This is a genomic window from Phytoactinopolyspora mesophila (assembly GCF_010122465.1).
In the GTDB taxonomy this organism is placed as follows: domain Bacteria; phylum Actinomycetota; class Actinomycetes; order Jiangellales; family Jiangellaceae; genus Phytoactinopolyspora; species Phytoactinopolyspora mesophila.
The window spans coordinates 184,116-202,290 of record NZ_WLZY01000002.1; the positions used below are offsets into that span (position 1 = coordinate 184,116).

The window sequence follows — 18,175 nt, forward strand, 5'->3', positions numbered from 1 at the left end:
TCGGGCAGATCGGGCAGATCGGGTAGGTCGGCCGCGTGTTACTGGAACTGCAGTTGCGGCCCGCTCCCGGATTCCCGGTCGCGGATGAACACAGCCAGGGTCCGGGCGTCGCCACCGGGACCGGCCAGGGCCACGGTCAGCTGCTCTTCTCCCGCTGCGATGCGCTCCTGGAGCAGGTCCGACACGTCGATCCCGTACCACTCGGGAGTGTCCCCGGTCATCGTCACCGTGCCGACAGCATCGCCGAGCTCGGGCTTGGTGTTCCAGGTGAGCGTCTCTTCGTCCCAGGTGTTGTCGGGGACCTCGTAGAGGGTGTGGGTGGTGACGTTGCCGCCGTCGTCGGCCACGTTGCCGTAAAGCCGCAGTGTTGCCAGCCCGAAATCCTCCGGCATGTCGGTCAGGTCGAAACGCAGGAACGTCTGCCGGGCCCAGTCGAGCTCGGGCACCTGCTTGACCACCAGACCTTGGCCGTTGAAGCTCTGACCGGCGTAGGCGCCGCCACGGACGTAGGTGTCGGCCTGCACATCGAACGTGTCGCCCTGGCAGCCCGCTGCCGGCAGCTCCGGCCGGCTGTCCGGATCGACCCGCAGGCTCAGCTGGAACGACGCGCCCCTGCTCGCTTCGGTGTCCACGGCGAAACGCAGCGGGGACGTCGAGAGCACGCTGATCCGGGGATCGGCCTCGATGACTTCGTCGGCGTCGCGGGCGACGTCGAACACGAGGCGCTGTTGCTGCTGGGTCGGATCGGAGACGGAGATGTCGAGCACGTCGCCGTCCTGACGGAGCACCATAGCCGACTGGTGGTAGCTGTGCACCAGATCGGCGGCCGTGGCGCAGGTCCAGTAGTTCGCCGCGAGCAGGGTGGTGCCGTCGTCGTCGCGGATCACGGACTGGACGTCGGCGGTGTTGCCGGTGATCTGGATACCCGTGCCCGCCGCCAGCGCTTCGGCGGCCTGCTCGGTCTGCCCGGCGGTGCGGCCTGGTAACAGGTAGTAGGCGTAGCTCGCATCGGTGGGTGCGTCGCCATGGTCGAACCAGAACGTCGCGTACTCGCGGGTGGCCTCGTCGTCCGGGTGGGCCGGCAGGTTCGCCCCGATGTCCGACCACCGGCCGGTCCGTGCTTCGCCGCGCACACGCAGGGCGTCGTCGCTGGGAAATAGGTACCCGCCCGCGCCGTCGAGATGGAGCCAGGACGGGTTGTCCAGGACGTCATCCATACCGGCAGTCGGCTTGGCGTCTCCGTCCACCGTGAGGGTTGTGCCGCCGTCGGGAACCATGCGGTTCTCGACGGTGGTTTGCGCGGCGACATTGGACGCCTCGATACCCGCGCCGAGCGCCACGATCGTGTCGCCCAGGGTGAACCAGGACTTCTTCCCGGTCAGATCGATCGGCTGACCGGCTTCGTCACGCAGGGCGGTGAAGTGCATGCCGTAGGCGCCGTCGTCGCCGAGGACGGCGCCACCGGCCGTGCCGGCGCCTCGAGGCTGGCGCCACCCGGTGTTGTCCGTGCGGGGATAGCTGTCCTCGGTGGCCACGGTGGTGCCGGCCAGGTGATAGGGGTCGACCGTGGGCCAGAATTCGTCGGCGTACTGGCGGTAGTCGTGATCGTAGACGTAGGTCATGCCCTCACCGGTGTACCAGCCACGTAGATTCTCCCCGTTGCCGGCCTCGTAGCCGGCGATCCGGCTGCTGCGCGCGGAGACGGTGAAGGCCCAGTCGCCCTGGAAATGCGCCTTCCGGTCCATGGCCGGGAACTGTTTGTGCATGGTGAGCGGACCGCGTGGTTCGACGCCGTCGATCGCGTCGCGGATCGCCAGAATGCGGGGGATCGACGTGCCGCCGGCGCGGGGGGCGTCGTACGGGTCGTACCCCTGTTGCGCCATCTCGGCCAGATACGCGCGGATGCGGGGCTGCAGTTCGTCCGGGGCGGCCTCGACGAGGTTGGCGATGGAGTGGAACAGCCCGTGTCCGCCGGTGAGCGTGCTGCGTCCGATCCGGGAGATGTCCCGCCCCCGAGTGTGGTCGAACAACTGACCGGCGAACGTGATCGGCTCATACGAGTCGAAGATCCAGTTCCACACATTGGCCACGTTCGGGTCGGTGACCTCCCACGGGGTTCCGGCGAGCAGGTTCAGCGTCCGGGACAGTCCGCCCATCAGCACCAGCCCGTATGAACCGGTGTAGGCGATGTCGTTGTGCTGGACGAACGAGCCGTCGCGGTAGAAACCATCACCACTGGTGACGTACTCGAATACCTGGCTGAGCGCGTCCCTTCCCTCGGCGATGCCGTCGCTGTCCTCGTCGAGCAGGCCCCATCGGATGACGATCCACGCCTTGTCGATCCGGTTGGCACCGGTCTCGATCACGCCGGGATGCCGGACCCGCTTGGTCGCGTCCGGAACGTGGTAGCGGACCGCGTCGAGCAGTCGCTGCCGCACGTCAGCAGGTGTCTCTTCGTACATCAGGGCCAGGGCGTCGGTGACGGCGGCTGGGGTGCCGATCTCCCACCACCACCAGTTGTCGTATTGCTGCGAGCCGACGTGGTAGTGCTGGCGCTCCAGCCAGTCGAGGCCGAAGACGATCGCATCGGCCAGCTGAGGGTCGCCCTCGAGCGCGGCTCCTTTGGTCTGGTAGACGATCGCCATGGTGCGCAGCCGCTGGGCGGAGTTGCCGAAATCCGACTCGGCGGTCTCCATGTCCGGCCACAGATACTCCGGATCACCCTCGGTATTCATGGTGTCCAGATGATCCTGGGCGTCGGCATTGAGGCTGTCGATGAGCGGCGCCAGCTGCGGATCATCGGGATGGAAGTCCCGGCCGCCGGTCAGAGACTCGACCAGCCGGTGACGCATATCGACGAATGCCGGTTTTCCGGTCGAGACATGATCAGGCACCGGCGCGTTCGGGGGCGGGCTGGCCGAGCCAGGAGCCAACATCATCGGAGTGATCAGTGCGGCCGCGACCGTGGCGATGGCGGCGTGGAACAGACGTGATCGCATCAGTGAAACCTCCTCGGGCTGGGGTGGCGATGGGCGGGTTTTACTTGAGCGCGCCGACGGTCATGCCGACGTGGATACGGTTCTGGAAGATCAGGTAAACGGCGAGCAGGGGGAACATGGCGATCATCAGACCCGCGAACAGTGCGCTGTAGTCGGCCGCATAGCCCTGGCTCACCGACAACGCGGCGAGTCCCTGTGTGAGGACGTACTTGTCCTGGTCGGAGACGAGCACCAGTGGAAGCAGGTACTGGTTCCACAGACCGAGAAAGTTGAAGATGCCGATGCTGATGATTCCGGGCCGGGCCATCGGCAACATCACCCGGAAGAACACCCCGAACTGGGAGGCGCCGTCGATCAGCGCCGCTTCGGCGATAGCGGTGGGTAACGTGCGGAAGAAGCTGGTCAGGAAGAACACAGTGAACGGAAGCGCGTAGGCCGTGTAGACGAGTATCAGCCCGTGGTGCGTGTTGAGCATGCCCAGGTCGCGGACGACGAAGAACAGCGGCACCAGCGCCAGGAAGACCGGGAACATCATCCCGGCGATGAACAGGTAGAACAGCAGCCGGTTACCGGGGAAGTCGAACCTGGCCAGGACATACGCCGTCATGGAACCCAGCAGCATGGTCAGCACGAGCGCACCGCCCACGACGATCAGCGTGTTGATGAAGTAGCTGCCGATCTGGGCGGTGGTCCACGCGCGGACATAGTTGTCGAGGTTCAGTGCCGCGGGCAGGGCCCACGGCGAGCTGAATATCTCGGCGTCGGTCTTGAACGACGTCATCAGCGCCCAGACGAGTGGGATCCCGACGACGGCCGCCCAGGAGATCAGGAACACATGCGAGACGCCCCTGGTCACTCGCCGGGAGGCGGCGCGCGCAGGCGCTGGCGGGGAAGTCGGCGGGGCTGTCAGTCTGCTGGTGGATGGTGCGAGTGTCATCGCCCGTGCTCCTCAGTACTCGATCCGTTCGCGGCGGGACAGCCGGAACGCCACTGCCGCGAACACGACGGTGATCAGGCACAATGCCACGCCAATGGCGGATGCGTAGCCGAACTCGCCGCGCTCGAACGCGGTCCGGTACAGGTAGGTCGCGACTACTTCGGTGGATCCGTCCGGCCCGCCTCGTGGGGTGAGCACTGCGGCGATGGCGAACAGATCGAGCGCGGCCATCCCGAGGTAGACATAGGCGACCTGGACCGTCCCCCACATCATCGGCAGCGTCACCTTCCAGAACGTGCGGAAGGCGCCGGCACCATCCAACTGCGCGGCCTCGAAGTACTCGTGCGGGATGGCGGACATCGCCGCGCTGAACAGCACCACGTAGAAGCCCACCGCGCCCCAGACGACCACCCCCATGATCGCCCACAGCGCGGTGTCCGGATTGCCCAGCCACGAGCGTTGCAGCGCGCCCAGGCCCACCGCATCCAGTGTCCCGTTCAGGATGCCCATGCGGGGATTGAAGACGAACTGCCAGAGCACAGCCGCCATGACGGCCGGCAGGATGTGCGGGAAGAAGTACACGATCCGGTAGAAACCCGCTCCTCGGATGCCCCCGATGCCGCGGCTTCCCCCGGAGATGTTCAAGATCGACGCGAAGAACAGCGCGAGCGTCATGACGATGAGCGGCCAGACGATCAGGAAGATCATGTTGTGGCTCAGCGCCCGCCACCACACCGGATCGGAGAGCAGCCGGACGAAGTTGTCCAGCCCCACGAAGTTGCGCTCCGCGCTCAGCCCGCCCCAGTCGGTCATGGATACCCGGAATGCCTGCAGGTACGGCCACAACACGAACACCGCGTAGAACAACAGCGGTGCGGCGAGGAAGGTGCCGATCAACCGGTACTTTCCCGTGTGCATCGACTATTCCCTGGTGAACTTCTCGATGCTGTCGTCGGCAGCTACCCGGTCGGCCGCCTCCTGCATCGCATCGGCGAATTCTTCCGGGGTGACCCGCCCGGTGAGGAGGTTGCCGAGCTGCGGGCCCGACACTTCGCGCAGGTCCGGGTACCAGTTGGCGTATTGGTAGTAGAGGCGGGTTTCGGAAGCGTTCTCCATGGCCTCGTTGATCGACGCCAGCGCCGTGCTGCCGTCCGAGGCTCCGTCCAGCGCGCCACGGACGACGGTGGGCGCCCCGGTCAGCTCGGAGAACTTCTGCGCTCCCTCGGTCGAGAGCATGATGCGCAGGTACTCCAATGCCCCCGGCACGTTGTCGGCATGGGCCGGAACGATGAATTGCTCACCGGCGCTGACCTGAATCGCGGAGAAGTCGAGCTGGTCGTCGTCGGTGAGGTTGGGCACCGGCGCTACCACCATGTCGAACCCGTCCGGTGTGATGCCGGCCATCTCGTTCTCGATCCACGAGCCGGAGGCGTAGAAGAGCGCCTCGCCGAGGACCCACTCCGTCTGGGCCTGAGTGTGCTCCAGACCGTCGGAGCCTGGCAGCATCAGATCCTCGGCATTGAGCCGGTAGACAGCCTCAAGTGCGGCGAGCACGCTGTCCTGCCGCCAAGCCTCCGGCTCGAGGTTGTCGATGCGGGCCAGTGCCTCGACACCGCCGTTCTTGGCGGCCAGGTGCATGATCACTCGGCCGAGGTAGTCAGCGGCGTTGGTGCCTCCGTACGTCCAGCCGTAGATCCCCTCCGAACGGGCTTCCCGGCACAGGTCCAGCATCTCGTCCCAGGTGCGGGGGTATTCCCAGCCCTTCTCTTCGAAGAGTGATCGTGAATACCAGACCCCGTACACCGTGGCGACGTAGTTCAGGGCGTAGACATCTGACCCGAAGGTGCCTTCTTCGATCACACCGGGGATGAGCAGGTCTCGTACCGGAGTGTCCGGGTCGTCGATCGACGGTGCGTCCAGCAGCGGCTGCAGGCTCGCCAGCTGGTTCTCGGCGATCAGTGCGGTCATCTCCAGCCGGTTGGCGCCGGAGTTGTCGATGACGTCCGGCACATCTCCGCTGACGAAACGCGGCTGTAGCGTTTGGGTGAGCTCCTGAATGGCTGAGCCGTCCACCGTAGCCTCGGGGAACTTCGCCGAGTACAGCTGCTGATGAAAGTCGGCGTACTCGCTGCCGTAGCCGCCGTCGAAGATCACGACGTCGAGATCCGCTGCCGCGTCGACGCCGAAGGGATTGTCGGCGTCGTCGCTGACCTGCACGGCTGCGTTGCCGTCAGGGTCGGTGCCGGTGCTGGAGCCGTTGCTCCCGCACGCGGTGAGCAATCCGGCCGCCGGCACGGTGAGCAGCCCGGTTCGGAGCAGATGGCGGCGGGACAAGGGACGGGGCGTCATGGGTCCTCCTCGATGGTCAGGCGGTACGCCGGATGCGACCGCTGTATTTCGCTTCGAGTGCCTCGTTGTGCTCGTCGCCCCCGGGCATGTTGGCCGACAGATAAACCGGTGGCTGTTGCCCGGACTCCAGGAGCAGCCGGACGACCTCCGCCCCGATCATCTGGACGAGGAAGGCGCCGGTGATGCTGGAGACGGCGCAGGCCGTGCCGCCGTCGGGCAACGTGAGCAGTGAGTCTCCGTAGGGGGCGCCGTTGTCGATGACGACGTCGGCGATCTCGCTGAGCCGTCGGCCGGACGGGTGCCGAGGCGTGACCTGGGCCGTATGGTTCATCGAGGTGACGGCGATGACGTCGTGGCCGTTGTGCTTGGCCAGTAGCGCCATCTCGACGATGCTGCCGTTGACGCCGGAGTTGGAGGCGATCACGAAGATGTCGCGTGGGTCGGGAGCCGCCAGCGTATAGAGGCGGTGCGCCACCGAAAGATCGCGCTCGAGGATGCCGTCCGAAATGGTGGAGACGGGTTCGCCGCCGAACAAGACGACGTCGCGTAGGGCGATCCTGTTGCTGGGGATCAACCCGCCGGCGCGCCCGGCGATCTCGAGTGCGAGCGCCTCGGAGTGTCCCGTGCCGAACGCCTGGACGACGCCTCCAGCCCGCACCGAAGCGGCGATGTGCTCCGCCGCCAACGCGATGGCCGCGGGCTGGCCGTCGATGACGGTGTCGAGGACGGACTGGGCGGCGGCTCTGAAGGCCGACGCGCTGACCGTGTCCGGCGCCGCGGGTGGTGTTGGGTGGGACCCAGGCATGAGAACTCCTGTCGATCTGAGATAGCGAACAATTCGCTGCAGTGACGGCAACATTGCCCGAATCTGGCCGGACCGTCAATAGTGATGGCGAAGAATTCGTCGTTCAGGATCCTGCAGCAACCCTATTGAAGGTGCCGTTTCTGCAGCGAAGAGTCGGTAAGGTAGGGATTTGCCGATGGATCCGGTCCCGATTTCCTGCATCTGCCGAGTTGACAGGCGTCATCGGTCCGGATAGAGAATAATTGTTCACAGTGGGGAGTGCTTTGATGCGGGATGTGCCCGAACAGCGGGAGCTGAGCGTCACCGAGCGGGTCCGCGAGATGCTGCCCGAGCTGCCGGCGGCGCAACGCACCGTCGCTGAGCTGATCATGGCCGACCCCGGGCGCGTAGCTCAGCTGAACGTCCTGGACCTGGCCGAGGTCTGCGGCGTCTCCACCGGCAGTATCGCGCGGCTTTGCCGGGCGCTGGGACTGGACGGGTACGCCTCGCTGCGGATCTCGCTGGCTGCTGATAGCGGGAGGTCCGAACGCGAGGCCTGGGACAGCGACATCGGTCCGGACATCGCCGCCGAGGACGATCTCCAGCGGGTGGCGACGGTCATCTCGACCGCCATCACAGGAACCGTGTCCAACACGCTGAACCAGGTGGATCTTCCGGAGGTCGACCGCGCGGCCGACGCGCTGGTCGGAGCCGGCCGGGTGCACCTGGTCGGATTCGGAGGCAGCGGTGCGAGCGCCACCGAGTGTATGGGCCGCCTACACCGGGTCGGCATCCCTACCTGGGCCATCACCGATGTGCACACCGCGATGTCCGGCATGGCCGTGCTCGGGGCGGGGGATGTCGTCGTGGCTATCTCACACAGCGGCCGTACGCGTGAGGTCTTGGACCTGATCGCTGAGGCCGCTGCCCGCGGCGCCATTGTCGTCGCGGTGACCAACGACCCCAGCTCGCCCATCGCCCGCCACGCCGACATCGTCCTGCGGACCAGTGCCGGCCTGGACGGCTTCCGTAGCGAAGGCGTCCTGGCCAGGCATGCTCAGCTGGCGGTGCTCGATCTGCTGTATGTCGCGGTGGTCCAACGCACGTCGGCGCAGAGCGCCGAGGCGCTGACCGCCACTCGAGAGGCCGTGCGTGCCTATTTGGGCCGCGAGTCGGATGGAGACGATGAGTGACCACACTAGTCGCGGTCGGCATCGACGCCGGGGGTACCGGAACGCGCGCGGTGGCGGTCACCGCCGACGGCGTCCGGGTGGGCGCGGGCAAGGCCGGTGGTGGCAATCCGCTGGCCAACGGACTGGATGCCGCTGTCACGAATCTCGCCGACGCCGTCCGTGCCGCGCTGGGGCCCACGGACCCACGTTCCGTCACCTCGGTGGTGCTGGGGCTGGCCGGGCGCTGCGCGCTGGAACAGCCCCAGGTACGCCAGGCCTATGACGATGCGCTGCGCGCCCTGGGTATCGGTGCCGAGCTCCACGTGATCAGTGACCACCTGGTCGCTTTCACCGCCGGCACGCATGAGCCGGCCGGCACCGTGCTCAGCGCCGGTACGGGTGCGGTGGCGGCTCATTTCATCGACCGGCGGGCCGTGGGCGTGGCCGACGGGCTGGGCTGGCAGCTTGGGGACAAAGGCTCAGGATTCTGGATCGGCCGGGCCGCGGCGAAGGCGACCGCACGGCAGCTGTCCCGGGCGGCGGAACTCGGTCCCCTGACCGCCGCCGTCAGCCGGCACATCCTGGGCTCGGCCACCGGCGGCGCGCCCGCGGGCGGCGCCACGACGTGGGCAGAACCATTCGTCGGACGCGTTCAGGAACGCGATCCGATCTACCTGGCTGAACTGGCTCCTTTGGTCAGTGCCGCGGCGGTCGATGGCGATCCGGTCGCGGTCAGGATCGTCCGGGCGGCGGCCAAGCGCTTGGCCAAGACCGTCGCCGAGATCCGCCCGCCCGGATGTTCCTCACCCATTGTGCTCGCCGGCAGTGTGCTCACGGCGTCGGCGCCGGTCCGGGTCACCCTGCAACGGCGCTTGCGTCGCCGGTGGGAAGCGCCGGTGCTGATGGCTGGTGATACTGGCGAAGCCGCCGCCTGGCTCGCGGCTGAACGGCTCGCCGGCGGCGGCTAGGTGGCTGAACCCATCCGGGCGAGCAGCCCCCGCGCCCACGTTGATCATGGGCAGATGACACCTGTTCGGCTTCGAATAGGCGGCATCTGACCATGATCAACTCGGTTGGTGGGGCCGCCGAGGTCGCGGGTTGACGCTAGCTGAGGAACGTGATGCTCAGCGCGGCGGTCGCGAACGCGAAGAGCATCACCACAGCGGTGTACCCCAGAACTTGGCCGGCTCGCAGCTTGGTGAGTGCGAGCAACGGTAGCGCCCAGAACGGCTGGATGCCGTTGGTCAGCTGATCACCCATGGCGATGGCCATCACGCCGATGGACGGGTCGACACCGAGAGACTCCGCGGCGTTCGTGACCAGCGGGCCCTGTACAGCCCACTGGCCTCCGCCGGACGGCACGGCCAGGTTGACGACCGCGGCGCCCAGGAGCGCGAAGAACGGGAACGTGGTGGCCGTGGAGAATGACACGAACCAGTCGGCGATGATCTCCAAGAGCCCGGAATGCTCCATGATGCCCATGATCCCGGCATACAAAGGGAACTGAATGATGACCGCGGCGGCGCTCTTGGCGCCCTCGGTCGCCGCCGTGGCGTAGTTCTTGAGGGTGCCGTGCAGTGCCAACCCGGCGATCAGGAAGGTGAAGTTCAGGAGGTTCAGATCAAGTCCGACGATGCCGTCGCGTACCAGTTCCGGAATGAGATAGAGCAGACCGGCGATGACGACCACGGCTACCGGGATGCGGCTGTGCATGAGCCGTTCGGCGGGACTGTGCTGGGCGGTGACCGCCTGCGTCTGGGTGGCCGTCGTGCCCTCGGACGGGCTGCCGCTGGACGTGGTGTGCCCGGAGCCGGAGCTGCCGGTCGTGTCCGTGGCCGACGAGTCAGTGGGGTCGAGTTCGATCTCCTGAGTCTCGCTGGGCTTCGGATGCATGCTCATGATCAGCAGCGGTGCGCCGACGAGCATCACGGTGAGGAAGACCAGGTTGAACGGCTGGAAGATCGTTTCGCTGAGAGGGATCAGGCCGATTTGGTCTTCGAGGAAGTGTCCCGAGGTGTTCACCAGCAGCGGTGCGGACCCGGACAGCCCACTGTGCCAAACCATCAGGCCCAGATATCCAGCAGCGGCGAGCAGCGGGAAATGGACCTTGATGCCACGCGCCTTGCAAGACTTCGAGACCTCGATGGCCAGGAGTGCACCAGCGATCAGCCCGAGCCCCCAGTGCACCATGCCGAACAACGTGGTGCCGACGGCGGTGAGCAGGCACGCGGACTTCGGTCCTTTCGGCAAGGCGGCGAGCCGGGCGATGCCGCGTTTCGCCGGGGCTGAGCTGGCGAGCGCGTAACCGGTGACTAGTACCAGCGTCATCTGCATGCCGAATTCGAGAAGTCCCCAGAAGCCGGTGTACCAGTCGTCGACGAGGTCCATCGGCCCCTGGTCGGTCAGGAACAGCGCCATCCCGAAGACGATCACTGAAAGTGCGATCGCGAGGACGAACGCGTCAGGTAACCAGCGGGTCGTGAAGGCCGCGAGGGCGTTGCCGATTCGGCGCATGGCTCGTGACTCCAATCGGGTGACGGTCTCCGTCTGTCAAGGACTTTCGGGGCACTCGTGGGCCGGGACTTCGGGGGCCGCGTTGTCCCGGAGTTTGGCCAGCGTCTCGCGCAGCTGTGCGATCTCCGTGTCGGGTATGCCCCGGCGCAGTTGCCGGTCGAAGGTGAGCGCGACGTCGCGCAGATGCAGGAACGCCGTCTCCCCCTCCTCGGTCAGCTCGACCAGATGAACGCGGCGATTGTCTGGATCGCGGCGGCGCACGATGAGGCCGTCCTGCTCCATCGCGCTGAGGTGGTGCGTCAGGGTAGCGCCCTGAATCCCCACTTCGGCCGCGAGTTCACGCTGGTTGGCCACCGTTCTCGACTTGAGTGACAGCATGATGAACCAGATTGCGCGGGAGCCGCCCGCGAGGCCGAGGGCTTCATCGAAGGCACGGGCGATGTCGTGTGTCGCGCCCCAGAGAACCTTCGCGATGGGCGGCTTGCCGGAGGGGTCGGGCATGGCGTGAGAGTAGCGCACAAGTGATCCGCGAATTCGTTTGATACCTAACGCTTAGATGTCTATCGTTTGTTCTAGCCGTGGGGGAAGTCACGGCTATACATCGCGAAGGAGCAGTCGCATGACCACATCCATAGACCACGCCAGCCCAGCGCTGGCACAGCTCCGAGCCGAGTTCGACGGCCAGGTGATCGGCGCGGATCACCCCGATTACGACGAAGCGCGCACCGTGATTTCCGGGTTGGTCGACCGGCGCCCGGCCATGATCGTGCGCCCGCGCGACGCCGCGCAGGTCGCTCGGGTCGTGGCTGTGGCTGCGGAGTCCGGGCTCGAACTCGCGGTTCGCGGTGGCGGGCACAGTGCGGCCGGTCACGGCGTGTCCGAGGGCGGCCTCGTGCTCGATCTGCGCGACATGCGGGCATTCGACATCGACGTAGAACAGCGCACGGCATCGGCTCAAGCCGGCCTGACAGCAGGCGAGTACACGGCGCTGGCCGGTGAGCACGGGCTGGCCACAGGGTTCGGAGACACAGCGTCGGTAGGAATCGGCGGGATCACTCTGGGCGGCGGGGTCGGCTTCCTCAGCCGGCGATTCGGCTTGACGATCGACGATCTACTCGCCGCCGAGGTGGTGACCGCCGACGGTCAGATCCTCGAGGTCGACGCGGCCCATCATCCAGACCTGTTCTGGGCCATCCGGGGCGGAGGTGGAAACTTTGGCGTGGTGACCCGGTTCACCTTCCGGGTGCATGAGGTATCGGACGTGGTCGGCGGCATGCTGATCCTGCCGGTCACGCCAGAGATCATCGTCTCGGCCATTGCCGCGGCCGACGCCGCGCCCGAGCAACTGTCGGGAATGTTCAACGTCATGACCGCACCTCCGATGCCGTTCGTCCCGGAGGAGTACCACGGCAAGCCAGTCATGATGGCTCTGCTCTGCTACGCGGGCGGCGCTGAAGAGGGCGAGCGCGCCATGGCGCCCTTCCGGGAACTGGCTACGCCCCTCGCCGACATGATCAAACCGATGACTTACCCCGAGCTTTTCCCGCCCGACCCGCCGCACCGGCCGGTGGCCGCGGGCCGGACGCTGTTCGTCGACGGTGTGGATCTCGACGCGGCCAAGCTCATCATGGACCGGCTACACGCTTCGACGGCTGCCATGACGGTGGCCCAGTTCCGCGTTCTCGGCGGTGCGGTCGCCCGGGTTCCGTCTGACGCCACCGCCTTCGCCCACCGCGACCGCCGGGTGATGGCGATGGTGGCCGCCATGTTCCAGGATCCTGTCGAGCTGCCCGTCTACGAAGCCTGGGTGTCGGAGTTCGCCGCCGAGCTCAGCGATGGTTCGCCGGGTGCCTACGTGAACTTCGTCGGCGATGAGGGCGCGGCCCGGGTGCGGGACGCATATCCAGGTACCACCTGGGACCGGCTGCGGGAGGTCAAGAAGCGTTACGACCCGGGCAACCTGTTCCGGCTCAACCAGAACATCCCGCCGGCCGAGTAGCCGCATGCGATGACGGCGGCCGGGCTCGGCCGGTACGGTCGGGGCCATGAGCGAGATCGCAGATCGGCACCGCCGGCTCGCCGCCGCATTCACCGAGCGGGTCGAAGCAATCCCGGAGCAGCGTTGGGAGAACCCGTCGCCCTGTCCGGGCTGGACCGCACGGGACGTCGTCGGCCATGTGATCGAAGCCGGGCAGTCCTATTTCACTCTCATCGGACAGGAGCCACCGAGCGGGCCACCGGTGGACCGCGATCCGGTGGCCGCCTGGGTTGCCGTCCGCGACGGCGTCCAGGCCGCGCTGGAAGATCCAGACACGGCAACAACCGAATACGACGGTGTGTTCGGGCGGATGACGTTCGAGAACGGCATCAACCAGCTGTTCTGCTTCGACCTGCTCGTCCACGCGTGGGATCTGGCCCGCGCCACCGGTCTTGACGAGCGTCTCGATCCGCACGAGGTCTACGCGGCATTCGAGATGGTCAAGCCGATGGACGACATGCTGCGTGGATCGGGCGCCTTCGGCCCCAAGGTCAGGCCGCCCCGAGAGGCTGACCAGCAGACCCGCTTCCTGGCATTTCTCGGGCGCACGGTGTAATCGCGCGGGTCGTGGCCGGTGCCACGACCCGCGCGACCATCTACTCCGTCTGTTTCAGGCGGCTCGTGCTCCGGTGATGTAGCCGACCACCTCATCCGGCGTAGTCTCGTTGCGCTTCAGGTCAGCGACGAGTTGCCCCTGGCGGAAGACGACGATCCGGGTGGCGATTCTGAACACGTGTTCAATGTTGTGACTGACCACAATGAGCGGAATCTTCTTGGCGGCGACGTCCTCGATGAGCTTGAGCGTCTCCTCCGACTCCTTGACCCCCAGCGCGGCCGTCGGCTCGTCGAGGATGAGCAGTTTGTTGCCCCACATCGCGGTCCGTGCGATCGCGGTGGCCTGGCGCTGCCCGCCCGACATCGTCCCGACCGGAGCCGTGACCGACGGAACGGTGACCTTCAGCTCCTTGAGAGAAGTCTCCGCCTGCTTGGACATGGCCGGCAGGTCGAGGACACCGAACAGCCTGCCGAGTAACCCGCCCCGGGTCGGCTCGCGCCCGAGGAAAAGGTTGCCGCCAACATCGATATGCCCGACGAGGGCCAGGTCTTGATAGACCGTCTCGATGCCTCGCTCCCGCGCGTCGGCGGGGCTGGCGAAGTGGACCGGCTCGCCGTCGATGTGAATCTCGCCCGACGTCGGTTCGATCGCGCCGGAGAGCATCTTGACGAATGTCGACTTGCCGGCTCCGTTGTCACCGACGAGGGTGACCACTTCACCTGGGTGGATCTCGAAGTTGACATCGGCCAGGGCACGCACCGGCCCGTACCATTTGCTCAAGTTGGTCGCACGCGCAGCTGGCTGTCGGCCCTTAGCTTCGGCTGCTGCCGGTTCCGCTACCGATCGTTCAGACATTTTCGCCCCTTTCAGCCGGCGTACTCGTCCCACATCTCGTCGGGAATGTTGCTGCGGAAACCGTCCAGTTCCAGCATCTCGATGGGTGCATGCTCGAATACCGTCGCGCAGTCGTGAGTGACGGGCAGATCGGTGAGGGTGATCTCGGGAATCTCGTCGGAGCGGCCTTCCCAATGCGCCATCACCGCGGAGGCCATCTCGGCGCCCATCAGCTGCGAATCGCGGAATCCCGCCGCGGCGATACCGCCGGTGCAGATCGCGGCCAGTTCGTCGAGTTGGCCACCGTTGCCGATGATGTCGATGTCGTCCATACGTCCTTGTGTGATCAGGGACTCCATGACTCCGAGCGCGGTGTTGCTGTTGGCGCCGATGATCAGATCGAGGTCCGGGTGAGCTGTGCCGATCGACTCGGCATAATTGAATGCCAGCTCTTGATCGAAATCGGCGAAGACCTCGTCTATTTGTTCGTAGCTGAGACCACACTCGCTGAGTACGTCGTCGAGCGCGTCGAGAGCCCCTCCGACGCGGTTCTGGGAGATCTCGGAGGCGGCCGGACCCCAGAATGGAACCACGGTGATGTCCTCGCCGGCCTCGCAGTACTCGTGCGCCATGTGCTCGGCGCCGACGTAGCCCATCTGGTAGTGGTCGGTCACCACCCAGGTCAGGGGGTCGGCCTCTGGTTCTTCTTCGAGGTTGCTCGGATCGATGTCGCCGACGATGACGACGGTGCCCGCTTCTTCGATCTCGACGATCCGGTCGTCGACCAGCGCGTATGAGGACGGGTTGATGATCGCGTAGTCCGGTGCCAGCGTGGCGATGTCCTCGAGGATGCGGTCCATACCCTCATGGTCCTCGGCGCCGGCAGGAGCGGCCGTGCTCAGTGTGTAGGTGAAACCGGCCCGTTCGAACGCGGCTTCGAGACCGATCAGCTGCTGGCCGGCCATCTCGGTGATGTCCTGGGTGAACGAGACGAAGGTGACCAGCGGCCCGTCACCGTCGGCCTCCAGATCCGTATCGACCTCGTCGGAGTCTTCGTTGTCGCCGTCCTGGGCGGTGGGGACTTCGTCGGCGTCGTCGTCGATCTCGGCGCCACACGCGGCGACGATGAACAGAGCGGCGGCAGCGGTGAGCGCCCCTAGCCTTCTGCGGTATCGCATGATTGTCTCCTGGTGTCAGTGATCTTGGTGCGTTCGTTCAGCACGAGTGGATGTGAAACGAATTCGAGTGAAACCTGTGCGATGCCACCCAACGGCGGTCAATATCGGCCCTGAAGGCGGACCCGCAACATCTGTGAGGCGACGGCCAGCACGATGAGGATGCCGAGGAAGATCTGTTGCCAGTAGAAGCCGGCGCCGGCCAACAGCAACCCGTTCTCCAGCGTGCCGATGAACAGCATGCCGAGCACGGTTCCGAGAATGGTCCCGATCCCGCCGAACAGCAAGGTGCCGCCGAGCACCACGCCGGCGATGACGTGCAGCTCGTTCATCTCACCCATGTTCGGGTTGGCCGCGTTCATGCGGCCCATGAGCACCAGAGCGGCGATGCCCACCATGGCTCCCTGGAAGGCGAACACGGCGATCTTCCAGCGATCGACCCGGATTCCGGCCCGTCGCGCCGCTTCCTCGTTGGAGCCGATGGCGATGGTGTAGCGGCCGAACCGGGTGTATTTGAACAGCAGCCAGCCGAGCAGCGCACAGACGGCGGCGATGGCCACCGGGACCGGAACCGGGCCCCAGGATCCGCGTCCCATGATGAGGATCTCCTCGGGGAAGCCGCGGTACTGCCCGCCGTACATGAACTCCTGTACGGCGCCTCTGTAGGCGATCAGGCCGCCGAGCGTGGCCAGTAGGGCCGGCACCTTGAGCTTGGTGACGACGACGCCGTTGAGGACCCCGAGCGCAGAGCCCATCAACATGGCGAACGGCAGTGCCAGCATGACCGGCATCCCGTGCAACATGATCAGCTCGGCCGTTACGCACATGACCAGCGCCATCATCGAGCCGATGGACAGGTCGATGTTCTTGGACGTGATAACGAAGGTCTGCCCCACTCCGAGGATCACGAAGATCGCCGCGGTGCGGAGGATGTTCGTCAGGTTGTTGCCGGTGAGAAACGCGTCGCTGAAGAACGACAGCCCGATGACGAGCACAATGGTGGGCAAGATCAGCAGGTTTGCTTCCCGGAAGAAACGTCCGACCAGGCTGCTCGCCGAGCTCATTCGAGACTTGCCAGGCGGGGCATTGGTGCTGGGTGAGCGTTGTACCTCAGTTGTCGACACTGCGCCTCCTGTCACGGATGTCGGGCTCGCGCCCGTGCGATCTCACCCGCACCGCTCACTCTGACGCGCGTGGCGCGGGTGGATGTTACCGCTCACATTCACGAGCGTGGTTGTTCGGTTGGTGGTCTGCTGATGGTTTATGCGAGGACGATCTCTACGCCGTGTTCGGCCACCTTGCAGAGCGTCGGATCGCGGGGGTCGGCTGTGGTTACGAGGGTGTCGATGGCATTGAAGTCGGCGAGTGAAGAGAAGGCCACAACGCCGAGTTTGGAGGCGTCGGCCACGGCGATGACGTGGCGGACGCTGGAGATCATCGCTTGCTTGACGGCGATCTCGTCGATGTTGAAATCGGTCAGGCCCCGGTCGGCGTCGATGCCACCGCTGCCGATGATGGCTTTGTCGACGAAATGCCGCTCGAAGGTGCGCTCGGTGTCGCGTCCGGTGAGCATCAGCTCGCCGGGCCGGAGCACTCCGCCGGTGACGATCACCTTGACTGTCGGGCTCTCGACGAGTTCGAGGGCAACGTGGATGTCCGGCGTGAGCACGGTGAGGCCGGGGGTGCTGGTCAGGTGCCGCGCCGCCTCGATGGCCGTGGTTCCGTAGTCGATGGCGAGTGTCTCGCCTGGTGAGATGAGCCGTGCCGCGGCGGCGCCGATCCGGCGCTTCTCAGCGCTGTTCCGGGCTTTGCGCTGGGCGTATGGCGGGACGAGATTTCGCTGCCGGTCCCACACGGCGCCGCCACGATAGCGGCGCAGCATGCCCTGGTCTTCAAGGTCGGCGAGGTCCCGGCGGATGGTCATTTCCGATACCTCGAAGAGAGACACGAGCTCGGGCACCGATACCGATCCCGCGCGTTCGAGTTGCTCGATGATGCGGGCTCGGCGGTTCGTCAGCGACATCGTGCACCTCCCTCCGCGGGTCGGACCGGCCATGTGCTGGGCCATGACGGTAGGGGAGGGGCATGATCGAAGTCAATAGTTTCAAACAGGTGAATCTTTCGTAATGTTCGGTTTCAAACACTGACGTCGGCGCAGAGATGGGCGCGCAGCGTCAGATAGCTCCATTGTTCCCACTGGTCCGCGGTCCAGTGGCGGATATGAACCAGCAGTAAGAACATTTCCGTGCTCAGGACGGCGAACAGGATGTCGGCCGCGTGTTCGGCAGTGATATCCGGACGTGCGCCGGGTTTTGTGACCAGCGCCTGGGCCGCGGCGTCCTGGACCTCGTATCTCGGACGCTGGTCGGCGGGCCACATCTCGGCCACGTCCGCGTCGGTGGCCGCCGCGGTGTCGACCATCTGGACCAGGGGGGCCACTCGCTCGAGTACCTCCCGGGAGCCGTGAACGTGGATCCGTAGCTGTTCATCGGCGGTTTCGGCATCGAGGACACTGTGAAACCACGGTCGCTCGGTGGTGGCGGTCGGCTCATGATCTCCGGCGACCGTGACGTCCACCAGTTCCTTCAGCAGGGTTCGTTTGTTGCCGAAGACGAAGTAGATGGTCTGCACGGCAACCCCGGCCCGGTCCGCGATTTCTTGCAGCGGCGTCGCGCCGTAGCCACGTTCGAGGAAGAGCTCACGTGCGGCTTCGATGATGCGAGCCCGGGTCGCCTTGGCCTTCTCCGAGCGTTTGTTGGAGCGCTTGACGGTGGTCATTGCCTTAGTGTATCTCTAGAGCCCAACACTAGAGTACAA

At 65.9% G+C, this 18,175-nt stretch carries 16 protein-coding genes; 4 read left to right on the forward strand and 12 right to left on the reverse strand.

Features of this window, described 5'->3' with window-relative positions; translation table 11 throughout:
- Positions 1–38: 38 nt before the first annotated feature.
- The 5 genes from F7O44_RS07065 to F7O44_RS07085 are packed head-to-tail and all read right to left on the reverse strand — an operon-like array spanning position 39 to position 7,090.
- Entirely contained in the window at positions 39–2,999 is a 2,961-nt protein-coding gene (locus F7O44_RS07065; protein ID WP_162449531.1) for a polysaccharide lyase family 8 super-sandwich domain-containing protein, read from the reverse strand.
- Between the two features lie 40 nt (positions 3,000–3,039).
- On the reverse strand, positions 3,040–3,936 hold the full coding sequence (locus F7O44_RS07070; protein ID WP_162449532.1) for a carbohydrate ABC transporter permease: 897 nt from the start codon (positions 3,934–3,936) through the stop codon (positions 3,040–3,042).
- 12 nt (positions 3,937–3,948) lie between these two features.
- Positions 3,949–4,854, reverse strand: a complete 906-nt coding sequence (locus F7O44_RS07075; protein ID WP_162449533.1) for a carbohydrate ABC transporter permease — start codon at positions 4,852–4,854, stop codon at positions 3,949–3,951.
- Between the two features lie 3 nt (positions 4,855–4,857).
- A complete protein-coding gene (ngcE, locus tag F7O44_RS07080; protein ID WP_162449534.1) occupies positions 4,858–6,285 on the reverse strand; it encodes an N-acetylglucosamine/diacetylchitobiose ABC transporter substrate-binding protein in 1,428 nt (475 codons plus the stop codon).
- A gap of 16 nt (positions 6,286–6,301) precedes the next feature.
- A complete protein-coding gene (locus F7O44_RS07085; protein ID WP_162449535.1) occupies positions 6,302–7,090 on the reverse strand; it encodes an SIS domain-containing protein in 789 nt (262 codons plus the stop codon).
- 266 nt (positions 7,091–7,356) lie between these two features.
- Between F7O44_RS07085 and F7O44_RS07090 the strand changes: the two genes are divergently transcribed.
- Both F7O44_RS07090 and F7O44_RS07095 read left to right on the forward strand, forming a co-directional pair.
- Complete coding sequence (locus tag F7O44_RS07090) at positions 7,357–8,262, forward strand: MurR/RpiR family transcriptional regulator (protein ID WP_162449536.1); 906 nt, start codon at positions 7,357–7,359, stop codon at positions 8,260–8,262.
- Positions 8,259–9,209, forward strand: a complete 951-nt coding sequence (locus F7O44_RS07095; RefSeq protein WP_162449537.1) for a BadF/BadG/BcrA/BcrD ATPase family protein — start codon at positions 8,259–8,261, stop codon at positions 9,207–9,209. Before F7O44_RS07090 ends, F7O44_RS07095 begins: the two co-directional genes overlap by 4 nt.
- Positions 9,210–9,345: 136 nt before the next feature.
- Here the strand turns inward: F7O44_RS07095 and F7O44_RS07100 are convergent, their stop codons facing one another.
- Both F7O44_RS07100 and F7O44_RS07105 read right to left on the reverse strand, forming a co-directional pair.
- Positions 9,346–10,755, reverse strand: coding sequence for a short-chain fatty acid transporter (locus tag F7O44_RS07100; protein ID WP_162449538.1), 1,410 nt, complete (start codon positions 10,753–10,755; stop codon positions 9,346–9,348).
- A 36-nt stretch (positions 10,756–10,791) separates the two neighbouring features.
- Entirely contained in the window at positions 10,792–11,256 is a 465-nt protein-coding gene (locus F7O44_RS07105; RefSeq protein ID WP_162449539.1) for a MarR family winged helix-turn-helix transcriptional regulator, read from the reverse strand.
- A 118-nt stretch (positions 11,257–11,374) separates the two neighbouring features.
- Here F7O44_RS07105 and F7O44_RS07110 point away from each other — a divergent pair, with 118 nt between their 5' ends.
- Positions 11,375–12,754: an FAD-binding oxidoreductase gene (locus F7O44_RS07110; RefSeq protein WP_162449540.1), complete on the forward strand. Its 1,380-nt coding sequence runs from the start codon at positions 11,375–11,377 to the stop codon at positions 12,752–12,754.
- A gap of 46 nt (positions 12,755–12,800) precedes the next feature.
- Positions 12,801–13,349: a TIGR03086 family metal-binding protein gene (locus F7O44_RS07115; protein ID WP_162449541.1), complete on the forward strand. Its 549-nt coding sequence runs from the start codon at positions 12,801–12,803 to the stop codon at positions 13,347–13,349.
- 54 nt (positions 13,350–13,403) lie between these two features.
- On the opposite strand, the gene F7O44_RS07120 is transcribed toward F7O44_RS07115, so the two are convergent.
- From F7O44_RS07120 to F7O44_RS07140, 5 genes are all read right to left on the reverse strand, one after another.
- A complete protein-coding gene (locus F7O44_RS07120; protein WP_162449542.1) occupies positions 13,404–14,204 on the reverse strand; it encodes an ATP-binding cassette domain-containing protein in 801 nt (266 codons plus the stop codon).
- 11 nt (positions 14,205–14,215) lie between these two features.
- Positions 14,216–15,361 (reverse strand): sugar ABC transporter substrate-binding protein, encoded by a 1,146-nt coding sequence (locus F7O44_RS07125; protein WP_162449543.1) that lies wholly within the window; start codon positions 15,359–15,361, stop codon positions 14,216–14,218.
- A gap of 98 nt (positions 15,362–15,459) precedes the next feature.
- Positions 15,460–16,482: an ABC transporter permease subunit gene (locus tag F7O44_RS07130; RefSeq protein ID WP_162449544.1), complete on the reverse strand. Its 1,023-nt coding sequence runs from the start codon at positions 16,480–16,482 to the stop codon at positions 15,460–15,462.
- Between the two features lie 137 nt (positions 16,483–16,619).
- Positions 16,620–17,381 carry a DeoR/GlpR family DNA-binding transcription regulator gene (locus F7O44_RS07135; RefSeq protein ID WP_162449545.1) on the reverse strand — a complete coding sequence of 254 codons (762 nt, stop codon included), beginning with the start codon at positions 17,379–17,381 and terminating at the stop codon, positions 16,620–16,622.
- 113 nt (positions 17,382–17,494) lie between these two features.
- Complete coding sequence (locus F7O44_RS07140) at positions 17,495–18,136, reverse strand: TetR/AcrR family transcriptional regulator (RefSeq protein WP_162449546.1); 642 nt, start codon at positions 18,134–18,136, stop codon at positions 17,495–17,497.
- Positions 18,137–18,175 lie beyond the last annotated feature (39 nt).

Coding starts and splice junctions, on each gene's coding strand:
- F7O44_RS07065 (WP_162449531.1), bottom strand. CDS start 2,999: ATGCGATCACGTCTGTTCCACGCCGCCATCGCCACGGTCGCGGCCGCA.
- F7O44_RS07070 (WP_162449532.1), bottom strand. CDS start 3,936: ATGACACTCGCACCATCCACCAGCAGACTGACAGCCCCGCCGACTTCC.
- F7O44_RS07075 (WP_162449533.1), bottom strand. CDS start 4,854: ATGCACACGGGAAAGTACCGGTTGATCGGCACCTTCCTCGCCGCACCG.
- ngcE (WP_162449534.1), bottom strand. CDS start 6,285: ATGACGCCCCGTCCCTTGTCCCGCCGCCATCTGCTCCGAACCGGGCTG.
- F7O44_RS07085 (WP_162449535.1), bottom strand. CDS start 7,090: ATGCCTGGGTCCCACCCAACACCACCCGCGGCGCCGGACACGGTCAGC.
- F7O44_RS07090 (WP_162449536.1), top strand. CDS start 7,357: ATGCGGGATGTGCCCGAACAGCGGGAGCTGAGCGTCACCGAGCGGGTC.
- F7O44_RS07100 (WP_162449538.1), bottom strand. CDS start 10,755: ATGCGCCGAATCGGCAACGCCCTCGCGGCCTTCACGACCCGCTGGTTA.
- F7O44_RS07105 (WP_162449539.1), bottom strand. CDS start 11,256: ATGCCCGACCCCTCCGGCAAGCCGCCCATCGCGAAGGTTCTCTGGGGC.
- F7O44_RS07110 (WP_162449540.1), top strand. CDS start 11,375: ATGACCACATCCATAGACCACGCCAGCCCAGCGCTGGCACAGCTCCGA.
- F7O44_RS07115 (WP_162449541.1), top strand. CDS start 12,801: ATGAGCGAGATCGCAGATCGGCACCGCCGGCTCGCCGCCGCATTCACC.
- F7O44_RS07120 (WP_162449542.1), bottom strand. CDS start 14,204: ATGTCTGAACGATCGGTAGCGGAACCGGCAGCAGCCGAAGCTAAGGGC.
- F7O44_RS07125 (WP_162449543.1), bottom strand. CDS start 15,361: ATGCGATACCGCAGAAGGCTAGGGGCGCTCACCGCTGCCGCCGCTCTG.
- F7O44_RS07135 (WP_162449545.1), bottom strand. CDS start 17,381: ATGTCGCTGACGAACCGCCGAGCCCGCATCATCGAGCAACTCGAACGC.
- F7O44_RS07140 (WP_162449546.1), bottom strand. CDS start 18,136: ATGACCACCGTCAAGCGCTCCAACAAACGCTCGGAGAAGGCCAAGGCG.